Raw genomic sequence first — 13,498 nt, 5'->3', positions numbered from 1 at the left:
GGCGGGGATTTTTTGTGTTGGGGGGTCAGCGGGTTTCGTGCAGCAGGTCCACGAAGTGGCTGGCGGCGGCGCTCAGGGGGCGGTCTTTGGGGATGATGCTGCCGAAGGCGGTCAGGGATTGTTGGATCTTGTAGGGGATGATGGCCAGCAGGCCGTGGCGGGCATAGCGGCTGGCGACGGATTCGGGGATGACGCCCAGCATGTCGGATTTCATCGCCAGGTTGGTGGTGGTGAGGATCGAGGCGGATTCGATCAGGCCCTTGGGGATCGGGGCATTGTGGGTGTGGAATTCCTGTTCGATCACGTCGCGCATGGGGCTGCCGTGCGGTTGCAGGATCCAGGGGTAGGCTTGCAGGGCTTCGAAGGTGACGCGCTTGCGGCGGGCCAGGGGATGGCCGGTGGCGGCGATGACGCAGAGGGCTTCTTCGCCGATGGGGCGAAAGACGTAGTGGCGCTCCGACAGGGTCAGCATGCGGCCGATGACGACGTCGAGCTTGCCTTCGTTCAGGCGTTCGATCAGCAGGTCGCTGGTGCCGGTGGAGATCTCCACGGCCAAGAGGGGGTAGGTCTGCTTCAGGCGCAGCAGGGCGTCTGTCAGGTGGCCGGGCGAGGCGGCCATGATGCTGCCGATGAAAAGCTTGCCGGCGCTGCCCAGGCGCAGTTCTTCCAGTTCGCGGGCCAGGGACGAGACCGTGCCGCGCATGCCGCGGAAATACCCCATCACGCAGTCGCCGGCGGCGGTCAGGGCCAGGCCGCGGCCCACGCGTTCGAATAGCGGCTGGCCGATGGCCAGTTCCAGCTCGTGCAGCATCTTGCTGGCGGCGGACTGGGTCATGTTCAGCTGGGCGGCGGCGGCGCGCAAGGTGCCGCGTTCTTCTATGGCCAGCAGCAGCACGATCTGGCGCATGCGCAGACGGGCCAGCAGGGCGGGGACGTTCGGGACGCGTTCCATGATTGATCGCCTGGGGTGAACGGTTGGTGCAAAAGTTTCATTTTACGGAAACAACGCTTGTTTCTAAGATGCACCTATAACAAAGCCCGTCATGGGCCAGAAACCCCCAAGGAGACAACCATGAAGATTCGGCTATGCGCCGCTCTGGCGGCGGGGGCCTTGTGCCTGTCCGCTTTCGCAACCGCACAGGCGCAAAGCGCCGATTGGCCGACGCGGCCGCTGCGCCTGCTGGTGGGCTCGGCGCCCGGCGGCGGTACCGATGCGATGGCGCGGGCGGTGGCGGACAAGCTGGGGCCGCTGCTCAAGCAGACGGTGGTGGTGGAGAACAAGCCGGGCGCATCCAATACGCTGGCGGCGGACCTGGCGGCCAAGTCGGCCGACGGGCACACGATGGTGATGGGCGTGTCGACGGCGCACGCGATCGCGCCGCATTTGCTGAAGCTGGGCTACGACAACGACCGCGACCTGACGCCGGTGGTGTTCGTGGGCGCGGTGCCCAATATCCTGGTGGTCAACAACGCGGTGCCGGCCCAGTCGGTGCAGGAGCTGATTGCGCTGCTCAAGCGCAAGCCCGGTGAATACAACTTCGCCAGCAGCGGCTCGGGCAGCACGCAGCATATCGCCGCGGAGTTGTTCAAGGACGCCACCGGGGTGCAGATGACGCACATTCCGTACCGCGGCAGCGGTCCGGCGATGGTGGACCTGATGGGCGGTCAGGTGCAGATCGCCTTCGAGACGGCGTCTTCGGTCATTCCGCACATCAAGAGCGGCAAGGTGCGCGCGCTGGCGGTGCTGAGCGCCAAGCGCAATCCGCAACTGCCCGACGTGCCGACCATGGCAGAGGCCGGCGTGCCGGGCGTGGAAATGAGCGCCTGGTACGGCATCTACATGCCCAGCGCGACGCCCGCCGCTGTGCAGAAGCGGGTGCATGACGCGGTCAACAGCATCCTGCTATTGCCCGATACGCAGGCGCGCCTGCAAGCGATCGGCGCCGATATCAACCCGATGAGCCAGGCGCAGTTCGCGCAGTTCCATCAGGCCGAGAACCAGCGTTACGCCGGCATCATCAAGAAGAACCATATTTCCGTGGAATGAGCAGCAGCATGAATCCCGACATCAAACCCGTCATTGCCCTGACGCTGGGCGACCCCGCCGGCATCGGCCCGGAACTGATCGCGCGTCTGCTGGCCAGGCCCGAGGCGGCGCAGCAGGCCAACATCGTGCTGGTGGGCGACGAATGGCTCTGGCGTGAAGGCCAACGGATCGCCGGCGTGCAGGTGGCCACGCAGGCGGTGGACAGCATCGAGGCGGTGCGCGCGCGGCCGGACACCCGCGTGCCCGCCTGGCTGGGGGTGGACACCGTCAGGCAGCAGGACGTGACCGTGGGCCAGGCTCAGGCGGCGGGTGGCGCGTCGGTGCTGCGGGTGCTGAATGCCTGCATGGACGCGGCGCGTGACGGCCACATCGACGCCATCTGTTTCGCGCCGCTGAACAAGTTCGCGATGAAGCAGGGCGGCCTGCGCCACGACGACGAGCTCCACCACTTTGCGCAGTACCTCGGGGTGACGGGCTACTTCTGCGAATTCAACACGCTGGGCGATTTGTGGACCTCGCGGGTGTCCTCGCACATTCCGCTCAAGAACGCAGCCGCGGCGTTGAGCATCGATGGCATCAAGGCCGCAACCCGGCTGATCTACCAGTCGCTGCAGGCCAACGGCGTGGCCGAGCCGCGCGTGGCGGTGGCGGCCTTCAATCCGCATGGCGGCGACGGCGGCACGTGCGGGCGCGAAGAGGTGGACATCATCGCGCCCGCGGTGCACCAACTGAACCAGGAAGGGCTGCCGGTGCAAGGGCCGTTTCCGGCAGACACGATCTTCCTGAAGGCGCAGGCGGGCGAGTTCCAGGCCATCGTCACGATGTACCACGACCAGGGCCAGATTGCGATCAAACTGCTGGGATTTTCGCGCGGGGTGACAGTGCAGGGCGGCCTGCCCATCCCGATCACCACGCCGGCCCATGGCACGGCGTACGACATTGCCGGCCAGGGGCGCGCCAATGTGGACGCCACCTGGCAGGCCTTTCGCATCGCTTGCCGCATGGGCCTGTCGCACCGCGGCGCGCGCGCGGCGGCGGCCTGATCCGCCCGTCCTCGCTTTTCACCCGAATCGTTCGACCTTTTTCGCAGGAACCCGACATGAAGATCAAATCCGTCCGCGCTCGCGTCTACGAATGGACCGGCAAAACCGTGCCGCCGCAAGGCAACTTCTGCTCCAACGCCATGGACCTGCTGTATTCGCCGCAGGAAACCATGAGCACCTTCCGCTTTCACGGCTGGACGGTGGTCGAGATCGAGACGGACGACGGCATCGTGGGGCTGGGCAACGTGGCGCTGGCGCCGCGCATCGCCAAGGCCATTATCGACCAGTACCTGGCGCCGCTGGTCGTGGGCCACGACCCCTGGGACTATGAATACCTGTGGCAGCGCATGTACCGCGCCACGCACGCCTGGGGCCGCAAGGGCGTGACCATGGCCGCCATCTCGGGCGTGGACCTGGCCATCTGGGACATCCTGGGCAAGTCGGTGAACAAGCCGGTTTTCAAACTGCTGGGCGGACGCACCAAGGAGAAGATCCCGGTCTATTACTCCAAGCTGTACCGCGGCGACCTGAGGGCGATGCAGGAAGAAGCGCAGACCTATCTGGACCAGGGCTTCAAGGCCTTCAAAATGCGTTTCGGCTATGGCCCGGCGCACCTGCAGCATGGCGTGTCCGAGAACCTGAAGTCGGTCGAGGCGGTGCGCGAAGTGATCGGCTACGACACTGACCTGATGCTGGAATGCTATATGGGCTGGAACCTGGAATACGCCAAGCGCATGCTGCCCAAGCTGGAAAAGTTTGAGCCGCGTTGGCTGGAAGAGCCAGTGATTGCCGATGACATCGACGGCTATGCCGAATTGAACCAGCTGACCTCCATTCCCATCTCGGGCGGCGAGCACGAGTTTTCGCTGTACGGTTTCAAGCAGCTGCTGGACCGCAAGGCGGTGTCGGTGGTGCAGTACGACACGAACCGGGTCGGCGGCATCACCGCGGCGCACAAGATCAATGCGCTGTGCGAGGCCTACAGCGTGCCGGTGATTCCGCATGCGGGGCAGATGCACAACTACCACTTGACGATGAGCACGCTGGCCTCGCCCATGAGCGAGTACTTTCCGATGTTTGATGTGGAGGTTGGCAACGAGCTGTTCTATTACATTTTCGATGGCGAGCCGGTGGCCCGCGAAGGGTTCATCGACCTGGACGACAACAAGCCGGGCCTGGGCCTGACGCTCAAGACCGACTACCTGAAAGACTTCAACATCATCGAGTGAGCGCCATGACGACGACAACGACGGCAGCCACCCTGGCACCGGCATCGGCCGGTACGGGCCGCAAGCCGCGCTACCGCGGCATCTTCCCGGTGGTGCCCACGATCTTCACCGAGTCCGGCGACCTGGACCTGCCCGGCCAGAAGCGGGCCGTGGATTTCATGATCGATTCCGGCGTGGACGGCCTATGCATCCTGGCCAACTTCTCCGAGCAGTTCTCGCTGTCGGACGACGAGCGCGAGACGCTTACGCGCACGCTGCTGCAACACGTGGCCGGCCGCGTGCCGGTCATCGTCACCACCACGCATTACGGCACCCGCGTCTGCGCGGCCCGCAGCCGCCGCGCGCAGGACCAGGGCGCGGCCATGGTGATGATCATGCCGCCTTATCATGGCGCCACAATCCGCGTGTCCGAAGAACAGGTCGCGGGATTCTTCCAGCAGGTCTCGGACGCGCTGGACATCCCCATCATGATCCAGGACGCCCCGGTCAGCGGCACGCCGTTGCCGGCCGCGCTGCTGGCTCGCATGGCGCGCGACATCGAGCAGGTGTCGTACTTCAAGATCGAGACCCCCGGCGCCGCCAGCAAGCTGCGCGACCTGATCGCGCTGGGCGGCGCGGCGGTGGAAGGGCCGTGGGACGGCGAAGAGGCGATCACGCTGTTACCCGACCTGGACGCCGGCGCGACGGGTTCGATGACGGGCGGCGGCTTCGCCGACGGTATCCGCCCCATCATCCAGGCCCACCGCGAAGGCCGCGCCGACGAGGCCTACCGCCTGTACGAGCGCTGGCTACCGCTGATCAACTACGAGAACCGCCAGGGCGGCATCCTGACCGCCAAGGCCTTGATGAAGGCGGGCGGCATCATCGCTTGCGATGCGCCGCGCCATCCATTTCCGGCGATGCGGCCGGAAGTGCGGCAGGGGCTGCTGGACGTGGCGCGGCGGCTGGATCCGCTGGTGCTGCGCTGGGGGCGCTAAGGCAGTTTCCACCAGCAGCCCTGGGACGCATCGATAGCCAGCATCGTAATGGATGCGTCTGAGGGCCTCGTCGCTCGCGTCAAGGCACCAACGACAAACCGATGCGGAACTGCGATTCGTTGCGCTGGTTATAGCCCAGCAGCGTTTCGCCGTAGCCGTTGAAGTACTGCAGGTGCAGGTAGCCGTTCATGTTCAGCCAGGTGCGCTGCAGCGGCCACGCAAAGTCCAGCTGGGTGGTGCGGCGGCGCTGATCGCCCTGGCGGTACATGGCCGACACGACCGCGCCGTTGTCCTGCGCCCAGCGCAGGTTCCAGTCGACCCGGCCGGCGTAGTCGGCGTAGTCCGAGTTTTCGCTGGCTACGCCGAAATAGGCTTTGACCTTGGGCGCGAAGGTCAGCGTGCTGCCGCCGTCGAAGCGGTAGTTGAACTGCGGCTGGATATAGGCGTTGTTGACCGAGCGGGAATCCTCGCCGGCCTTGCCGTTGGAGTTGTGTTCGACCCCGGTGTTCAGCCCCAAGCGCCAGCTCTGGTTTTGCGACTGCCACATGTTGTCCGACAGCCAGAACAGGCTGGGGTTGAAGGTGGTGTCGATGAAGGGCATGGAATCGCCCTGCAGGTCCCACAGCGAAGTCTGGGTGTAGCCCAGGTAGAAATTCTCGCCCCAGGTGGCCGGGCGGTTGCCGGACGGGCTGAACAGGCGGTACTTGGCGCTGATCTGGAAGCGCGCGGTGGTCTGGCCGCGGGTGCCGATGTCGAAGTACACCGGCTTGTATTCCGAGATCGCGCTGCGGAAATGGTCGAAGGCCGATTGCTGGTAGGTCGATACGGCCACCGCGTCCGGCGCCGGACCGCCTTCGGGCGATGCGCCGGCTGCGGCCACCACAGCCGGCGGCACGGGCTGGCCGGTGCGCGCGTCGACCACGGGGCCTTGCGCGGGCGTGCTGGCCAGGGTGCCGCTGTCGCGGCCGGTGGCATCGAGCGCCATCATTGCCGGCTGGCCTTCGATGGCAATGGCCTGCAGGCCGCGGGCCGTGGCGGGCACTTCCGCCGTCCAGGCCATCCGCGCGAAATTGTTGACCGGCACGCTGTAGCTGGCCTTGCCGCCTTGCAGCTTGGCCAGGCTGCGCACGATCTGGCCGTCCTGGCCGCGCCATTGCAGTACCAGTTCGGGCGGTGCTTCCCAGGTGGCGCGCGCGTTGCCTTCGTTGAAATACACCGCTTCGATGGTGACCGTATCGCCAGGCGCGGCGGACGGCCGGTCCAGCCGGTACGACACGCCGGCGGCGGCGGTGCCGGCCAGGCCCAGTGCCAGGGCGGCGGTCAGGGTGCGCAGGGAAAGGGCGATGCGTCGGGGCGTAGACATGAGAAGCCGGGTGGATTTGTGACGAAGAAATGTAGCATCCACCCGGGCAACATTTTGTAAGTTTATTCGCCGAACTTGATGCCTTGCGCCAGCGGCAGGTTGCGCGAGTAGTTGATGGTGTTGGTGGCGCGGCGCATGTAGTTGCGCCAGGCGTCCGAACCCGACTCGCGGCCGCCGCCGGTTTCCTTCTCGCCGCCGAACGCGCCGCCGATCTCGGCGCCCGACGTGCCGATGTTGACGTTGGCGATGCCGCAGTCGGAACCCGAGGCCGACAGGAAGGTCTCGGCTTCGCGCAGGTCGTTCGTGAAGATGGCCGACGACAGGCCTTGCGGCACGCCGTTCTGCAGCGCCAGCGCCTGGCTGAAGTCGGTGTAGCGCATCACGTACAGGATGGGCGCGAAGGTTTCGTGGCAGACCACGTCCGTCTGGCCGGGCATTTCGGCGATGGCGGGGCGCACGTACCAGGCGTCCGGGTACTGGTCGGCCAGCACGCGTTCGCCGCCGGTGACCTTGCCGCCCTGTTCGGCGGCGGCCTTGAGCGACGCCTGCATCGCGTCGAACGAGGCGCGGTCGATCAGCGGGCCGACCAGGTTCTTGCTGTCCAGCGGATTGCCGATGGGTGCGCTGGCGTAGGCCTTGTGCAGGCGCTGCAGCAGGTCGTTGGCGACGCTTTCGTGCACGATCAGTCGGCGGGTGGTGGTGCAGCGCTGGCCGGCGGTGCCGATGGCGCCGAACACGATGCCGCGCGCGGCCATGTCCAGGTCGGCGGTGGGGCCGACGATGATGGCGTTGTTGCCACCCAGTTCCAGCAGCACGCGGCCAAAGCGCTGGGCCACGCGCGGGCCGACCTGGCGGCCCATGCGGGTCGAGCCGGTGGCCGACACCAGCGCCACGGCGTGCGAGTCCACCAGCGCTTCGCCGACGTCACGGCCGCCGATCAGCACTTCGGACAGGCCGGCCGGCGCATCGCCGAAGCGTTGCGCGGCCTGGGCGAACAGGGCCTGGCAGGCCAGCGCGGTCAGCGGCGTTTTCTCCGACGGCTTCCAGACCACGGCGTTGCCGCAGACCAGCGCCAGCGCTGCGTTCCAGGACCACACGGCCACCGGGAAGTTGAACGCGCTGATCACGCCCACCACGCCCAGCGGATGCCAGGTTTCCATCATGCGGTGGCCGGGACGCTCGGACGCGATGGTCAGGCCGTAGAGCTGGCGCGACAGGCCGACGGCGAAGTCGCAGATGTCGATCATTTCCTGGACCTCGCCTTCGCCTTCGGCCAGGATCTTGCCGGCTTCCAGGCTGACCAGGCGGCCCAGCGCATGCTTGTGCTGGCGCAGCGTTTCGCCCAACAGGCGCAGCAATTCCCCCCGGCGCGGCGCCGGCACGTCGCGCCAGGCCAGGCTGGCCTGACGCGCGCGGGTGATGGCCGCATGCGCCTGCGCCACGGTGTGCTCGTGAACCTGAGCCAGTTCGGTGCCGTCGATCGGGCTGCGGGCGACCAGCGTGCCGCCGGTCAGGGCGTCGGGGTTCAGGCCCAGGGCGCGCAGGATGTCGTGGGGAGTGTCCATACCGGTTCCTCGGAGATTGCCGGCGAAGGAATGCCTTCGCTTAAGGGTTATGCCTAAGTGGCGATTCTGGAAATAAATTTACTATACGAAACTCCAGCGCGAATTGCGAAACCTTTTTTTGAAGGCCATGCTCGTGTCAGAACCTTTGCTGCTAGTCCAGGGGGTCACCAAGACCTACCAGCGCGACGGCCAGCCGGACCACCTGGCGCTGGCGGGCATCGATTGCCAGCTGAACCGCGGCGAGGTGCTGGTGGTGGTGGGGCCGTCGGGCTCGGGCAAGAGCACCTTCCTGCGTACCTTGAACGGGCTGGAACGCATCGACGGCGGCACCATCCGCGTCGATGGCGTGTCGTTGACCGACCCGGCCACCGACGTCAACCGCTGGCGCACCAACGTGGGCATGGTGTTCCAGCACTTCAACCTGTTCCAGCACCGCACCGCGCTGGACAACGTAGCGCTGCCGCAGCGCGTGGTGCGAGGCCGCGACCGCGCGCAAGCCGAACGCTACGCCCGCGAGCTGCTCGACCGCGTCGGCATGGGCGAGTACGGCGCCCGCTACCCCAGCCAATTGTCCGGCGGCCAGCAGCAGCGCGTGGCCATTGCCCGCGCCCTGGCCATGGACCCCAAGCTGATGCTGTTCGACGAGGCCACCTCGGCGCTCGATCCCGAAACCGTCGGCGGCATTCTTGAGCTGATGCGCGCGCTGGCGCGCGACGGCATGACCATGGCGGTCGTTACCCACGAAATGGGCTTTGCGCGGGACGTGGGCGACCGCGCCCTGTTCATGGATGCCGGCCGCATCATCGAATCCGGCACTCCCGACGAGGTTTTCTGTCACCCCAAGGAATCCCGCACCCGCGCCTTCCTGGAAAAGATTCTGTAGTTCCCGCAGCACGTAGTACGCAGCACAGGCAGCAACCAGGTCCCGACGGTGCTTCTGGCGCGCGGCGCCTGGCAGTACCCAGGGCCGGCCCGGCCTCTCCGGGCGCCGCCGGCATCAGGCGTTTGCCCGGAACGACATACGTCCATTCTTATCTTGAAGGGGAAGCAAATGCTGAAAATCAAACAATGGCTGGGAGCCGCGGGCCTTGCCGTGGCGGCCGCCTCGGTGGCGCTGCCGGCCCAGGCCGACGAGCTGGGAGACATCATCAAGCGCGGCGAATTGCGGGTGGCGGTGCAGACCTCGGGGCCGCTGATGAGCTTCATGGACAAGAGCGGCAAGCGCACCGGCCTGGCGGTGGAAGTGGCCCAGCGCATGGCCGACGACCTGGGCGTCAAGCTGGTGCTGCAGGACTATGAATGGAAGGGCCTGATCCCGGCGTTGCTGTCGGGCAAGGCCGATATGGTGGCCGCCGACATGACGCCGACCCCGCAACGCGCCGCCCAGGTGCTGTTCTCGGCGCCCATGTTCTACGCCGACACCGTGGCCGTGGTGCCCAAGGACTCGCCCTATAAGTCGTACAGCGAGCTCGACAAGGCCGGCGTGACTGTCGGCGTGTTGGGCGCCAGCACCTATGCCGAAGTCGGCAAGAAGATGCTGCCCAAGGCCACCCTGAAGGAATTCTCGGGCGGCAGCGCCCCGGTCGGCCAGGCCCTGTCCAGCGGCCGTCTGGACGCCGGCATCATGTCGCTCTCCACCGCCAACCAGTTCCTGGTCGACTTCGGCAACCTGCGCGTGCTGGACGGCATCATGGTGCGCGAGCCCCTGGCCTTTGCCGTCGGCCCCAACGCCTTCCGCCTGAAGTTCTGGCTCGACAACTGGCAGACGCTCAAGACGGCCGACAACACGCTGCCGGAACAGGTCAAGTACTGGTATTCCACCGACTGGAAGAAAGAGCACTGATCGCCTCCCGATAACCGGCCGCGGCAACGGGTCTTCGGACCCGCGTCCGGCCACCTAGCGTTGACAGGCTCTAGCCCATGGATTGGTTGATCGACTACTACAACTGGCGCATCGTCAGCCAGTACACGGGCCAGTTCGCCACCGGCTTGGCCAACACCCTGATTGCGGCGGGCGCCAGCCTGGTGCTGTCGGTGCTGGCCGGCATACCGCTGGCGCTGGCCCATATGTCGCCGCGCGCCGCGGTCTGGCGCCCGGTGGCGGGCTATGTGCAGTTCATCCGTTCCACGCCGCTGCTGGTGCAGATCTACCTGGTGTATTACGCGGTGCCCATGCTGATCCCCGGCGCCAAGGGCTGGAGCGAAATGGTGCTGGGCATCCTGGCCATGACGCTGCACCACGCGGCCTACATGAGCGAGATCATCCGCGTCGGCATCGAATCCGTGCCGCGCGGCCAGATCGAAGGCGCCAAGGCCTGCGGCATGAATTACCACCAGCGGCTGCGCTATGTCGTGTTGCCGCAGGCCTTCGTCAACACGCTGCCGCCGCTGCTGGGGCAGACCGCGGTGCTGATCAAGGACACCTCGCTGCTGTCGCTGATCACCGTGTTCGAACTGGTGGCCGCGGGGGTGCAGATGAACAGCGACCGCATCGTGCCCAACGAGAGTTTCCTCACCATCGCCACCGGCTATCTGCTGATCTACGGCGTGATGCTGCTGTTGTCGCGAGGCGTGAGCCTTTGGCTGGCGGGTCCCGCCTGGAACGCGAGGTAAGCATGCTGGATTCTTATCTGTCCACCGCCGGCGTCGTGCTGCCTTTCCTGCTCAAGGGCTTCTGGGAGACGCTGAAGATCTCGTTCGTGGCCATCATCGCCGGTTCGCTGCTGGGCTTTGTGATCGGCGTGATCCGCAGCTACCGCATCCGCGGCGTGCACCAGTTGCTGGGGCTGTACATTCATGTGCTGCGCGGCACGCCGTTCCTGGTGCAGCTCTATATCTTCTATTTCGTGCTGCCCAGCTCCGGCATCGAGATGCTGCATTGGGACTCGGGCACGGCGGCGTTCGTGTCGCTGTCGGTCTACACGTCCTGCTATGTGGCTGAGATCGTCATGGGCGCGATCCAGTCGGTGCCGCGCGGCCAGACCGAAGGCGCCATGACGCTGGGCCTGCGGCCCTTGCAGATCCTGCGGCTGGTGATCCTGCCGCAGGCCATGCGCCTGATCGTGCAGCCCATGAGCGGCGTCTACGTCATGCTGATCAAAAGCACCGCCATCCTGTCGGTGGTGGGCATCACCGAACTGACGCGCCAGGGCGAGGTGTTCATCATCACCTTTCCGGCCAAGTCGCTGTTCATCTACGGCATGATCGCCGCCATCTATTTCCTGTATTGCTACCCGCTGCTGCGCCTGGCCAATTGGCTGGAAAAACGCCTGACCGGCGGCCTGCAGGGCGCTGGGCTGAACTGATCCTGGACCATGGCCACCGAGTACATCGATACCTACTACAAGCGCACGCTGAGCGATGCGCAAACCTATTTCGCGCCGCTGGCCGGCACGGCCGACGCCGACATCTGCGTGGTGGGCGGCGGCCTGGCCGGCTTGTCCACCGCGCTGGAACTGGCTCGCCGCGGCCGCAGCGTCACGTTGCTGGAGGGCCGCCGCATCGCCTGGGGCGCCTCGGGCCGCAACGGCGGGTCGGTCTCGCCCGCGTTCTCGGCCGGCGCCGATGCCATCCGCAAGCACGTCGACGAAGACCACTACCGCCAGCTGTACCGGCTATCGATGGAAGGCGTCGAGATCATCCGCGACAACATCCGCGACCTGCGCATCGCCGACGCCCACAAGGTCGACGGCCGCCTGCGCGTGGTGCGCTACGAGGCCACCGACGCGCTGCGGCGCCATTGCGAAGACCAGTGGCGCGACTTCGGCCGCGATGTGCGCTTGCTCTCTCGCGCCGAAGTGCGCGAACGGCTGGTGTCCGACGTCTACTTCCAGGGCATCGAAGACCTGGCGTCGTTTCACTTCCATCCGCTGAACTACGCCCGCGCCCTGGCCCGCGAATGCGCGCGGCTGGGCGTGACGATCCACGAAGACTCGCCCGTGACCGAGGCGAAGCTGGATGGCCCGGTCAAGCGGCTCAAGACCGCCGCCGGGCAGGTCAACGCGCGCACCGTGGTGCTGGCAACGGGGGGCTACACCGGCGACGCCGTGCCGGCGCTGCGCCGGGCCATGCTGCCCATCGCCACCTACATCATGCTGACCGAACCGCTGGGCGACCGGGTGCAGGACGCCATCCGCACCACCGCGGCCATCGGCGACGACCGCCGCGCCGGCAACTATTACCGGGTGCTCGATGGCGGGCGCATCGGCTGGGGCAGTAGAATCACCACCCGTGTCGATGATCCGCCGGATCTGGCCGAGTCCCTGCGCCGCGAATTGCTGTCCGTCTACCCCCAATTGCAAGGGGTGCGAGTCGAAACCGCGTGGTCCGGGCGCATGGCCTACGCGCGGCATCTGATGCCGCAGATCGGCCGGCTGGCCCCCGAGGTCTGGTATTGCACGGCTTTCGGCGGCCATGGCATGAACACCACCGCCATCGGCGGCCGGGTCGTGGCCGAAGGGATCGCCGGCGACAGCCGGCGCTACCAGTTGTTCGCGCCGTTCGGGCTGGCCTGGAACGGCGGCGGATTCGGCACGGCGGCGGTTCAACTCACATATTGGTCTTACCAGGCGCGCGATTGGTGGCGGGAGCGGCAGTCGCGCGCATGACAGGGTGTACAGATGCAAGGCAACAAACAGAGCGTGTTGGCACAACGGCTGCGAGCCCTGCGCCAGGCGCGGGAGTGGACCCTGAAGCAGGCGGCGCAAGCCACCGGCGTGTCCGCGTCCACGCTCTCGAAAATCGAGAACAGCCTGCTGTCGCCCACTTATGACAACCTGATCAAGATCGCGGCAGGCCTGGACCTGGACGTGGCCGAGCTTTTCACCACGTCGGACGCCCACATGGGCACCGGCCGCCGCAGCCTGTCCCGCCAGGGCGAGGGCCGCCAGTACGAAACCCCGTACTACGACCACCGCCTGCTCTGCACCGCGCTGTCGCACAAGCGCATGATGCCGTTCCACACCCGGGTAAAAGCCCGCTCATTCGACGAGTTCCAGGACTGGAGCCGCCATCACGGCGAGGAATTCGTCTACGTGCTGGAAGGCGAGGTCGAACTCTATACCGAGTTCTACGAACCGGCGCGTCTGAAGGCGGGCGAGAGCTTCTATATCGACAGCCGCATGGGCCACCGGGTGATCAGCCTGAGCAAAAAAGACGCGCTGGTGCTGTGGGTGTCCACGCACGCGGACATCGGCGAGGAATAATCGACGAGGAATCGTGCGCGGCCCACCGCAAGGCCGCAACAGGGTAAAATGCTGCGCCCGGACCGGTTCC

Annotated in this window: 13 protein-coding genes; 10 read left to right on the top strand and 3 right to left on the bottom strand. The window is 66.4% G+C overall.

Features of this window, described 5'->3' with window-relative positions; genetic code table 11:
- Nucleotides 1–25 precede the first annotated feature (25 nt).
- Nucleotides 26–952 carry a LysR family transcriptional regulator gene (locus A9974_RS00205; protein ID WP_183002190.1) on the bottom strand — a complete coding sequence of 309 codons (927 nt, stop codon included), beginning with the start codon at nt 950–952 and terminating at the stop codon, nt 26–28.
- 120 nt (nt 953–1,072) lie between these two features.
- Between A9974_RS00205 and A9974_RS00200 the strand changes: the two genes are divergently transcribed.
- Genes A9974_RS00200 through A9974_RS00185 form a run of 4 tightly spaced genes read left to right on the top strand, consistent with a single transcriptional unit; the run spans nt 1,073 to nt 5,296 of the window.
- Nucleotides 1,073–2,047, top strand: coding sequence for a tripartite tricarboxylate transporter substrate binding protein (locus A9974_RS00200; RefSeq protein ID WP_183002189.1), 975 nt, complete (start codon nt 1,073–1,075; stop codon nt 2,045–2,047).
- A gap of 8 nt (nt 2,048–2,055) precedes the next feature.
- A complete protein-coding gene (locus A9974_RS00195; RefSeq protein ID WP_183002188.1) occupies nt 2,056–3,090 on the top strand; it encodes a 4-hydroxythreonine-4-phosphate dehydrogenase PdxA in 1,035 nt (344 codons plus the stop codon).
- 56 nt (nt 3,091–3,146) lie between these two features.
- Nucleotides 3,147–4,319: an L-rhamnonate dehydratase gene (locus A9974_RS00190; RefSeq protein ID WP_183002187.1), complete on the top strand. Its 1,173-nt coding sequence runs from the start codon at nt 3,147–3,149 to the stop codon at nt 4,317–4,319.
- A 5-nt stretch (nt 4,320–4,324) separates the two neighbouring features.
- The gene (locus tag A9974_RS00185) at nt 4,325–5,296 is read left to right on the top strand and encodes a dihydrodipicolinate synthase family protein (RefSeq protein ID WP_183002186.1); all 972 of its coding nucleotides are present in this window, start codon (nt 4,325–4,327) and stop codon (nt 5,294–5,296) included.
- A 79-nt stretch (nt 5,297–5,375) separates the two neighbouring features.
- On the opposite strand, the gene A9974_RS00180 is transcribed toward A9974_RS00185, so the two are convergent.
- Complete coding sequence (locus tag A9974_RS00180; protein ID WP_183002185.1) at nt 5,376–6,659, bottom strand: phospholipase A; 1,284 nt, start codon at nt 6,657–6,659, stop codon at nt 5,376–5,378.
- Nucleotides 6,660–6,721: 62 nt separating this feature from the next.
- Nucleotides 6,722–8,224, bottom strand: a complete 1,503-nt coding sequence (locus A9974_RS00175; protein WP_183002184.1) for an aldehyde dehydrogenase family protein — start codon at nt 8,222–8,224, stop codon at nt 6,722–6,724.
- Nucleotides 8,225–8,351: 127 nt separating this feature from the next.
- Here A9974_RS00175 and A9974_RS00170 point away from each other — a divergent pair, with 127 nt between their 5' ends.
- The 6 genes from A9974_RS00170 to A9974_RS00145 all read left to right on the top strand — a co-directional run bounded on the left by A9974_RS00170 (nt 8,352) and on the right by A9974_RS00145 (nt 13,428).
- Nucleotides 8,352–9,107 (top strand): amino acid ABC transporter ATP-binding protein, encoded by a 756-nt coding sequence (locus A9974_RS00170; protein WP_183002183.1) that lies wholly within the window; start codon nt 8,352–8,354, stop codon nt 9,105–9,107.
- A 168-nt stretch (nt 9,108–9,275) separates the two neighbouring features.
- Nucleotides 9,276–10,067 carry an ABC transporter substrate-binding protein gene (locus tag A9974_RS00165; RefSeq protein WP_025137807.1) on the top strand — a complete coding sequence of 264 codons (792 nt, stop codon included), beginning with the start codon at nt 9,276–9,278 and terminating at the stop codon, nt 10,065–10,067.
- A gap of 77 nt (nt 10,068–10,144) precedes the next feature.
- On the top strand, nt 10,145–10,837 hold the full coding sequence (locus A9974_RS00160) for an amino acid ABC transporter permease (protein ID WP_183002182.1): 693 nt from the start codon (nt 10,145–10,147) through the stop codon (nt 10,835–10,837).
- Between the two features lie 2 nt (nt 10,838–10,839).
- Nucleotides 10,840–11,529: an amino acid ABC transporter permease gene (locus tag A9974_RS00155; RefSeq protein ID WP_183002181.1), complete on the top strand. Its 690-nt coding sequence runs from the start codon at nt 10,840–10,842 to the stop codon at nt 11,527–11,529.
- 9 nt (nt 11,530–11,538) lie between these two features.
- Nucleotides 11,539–12,831, top strand: a complete 1,293-nt coding sequence (locus tag A9974_RS00150) for an FAD-binding oxidoreductase (RefSeq protein WP_183002180.1) — start codon at nt 11,539–11,541, stop codon at nt 12,829–12,831.
- Between the two features lie 12 nt (nt 12,832–12,843).
- On the top strand, nt 12,844–13,428 hold the full coding sequence (locus A9974_RS00145) for a helix-turn-helix domain-containing protein (protein WP_183002179.1): 585 nt from the start codon (nt 12,844–12,846) through the stop codon (nt 13,426–13,428).
- Nucleotides 13,429–13,498: the final 70 nt, after the last annotated feature.

Source organism: Achromobacter sp. UMC71 (assembly GCF_014170305.1).
GTDB lineage: Bacteria > Pseudomonadota > Gammaproteobacteria > Burkholderiales > Burkholderiaceae_B > Achromobacter.
The sequence above is the reverse complement of the archived record's forward strand: the minus strand, read 5'-3'. Positions and strand labels throughout refer to the sequence as shown.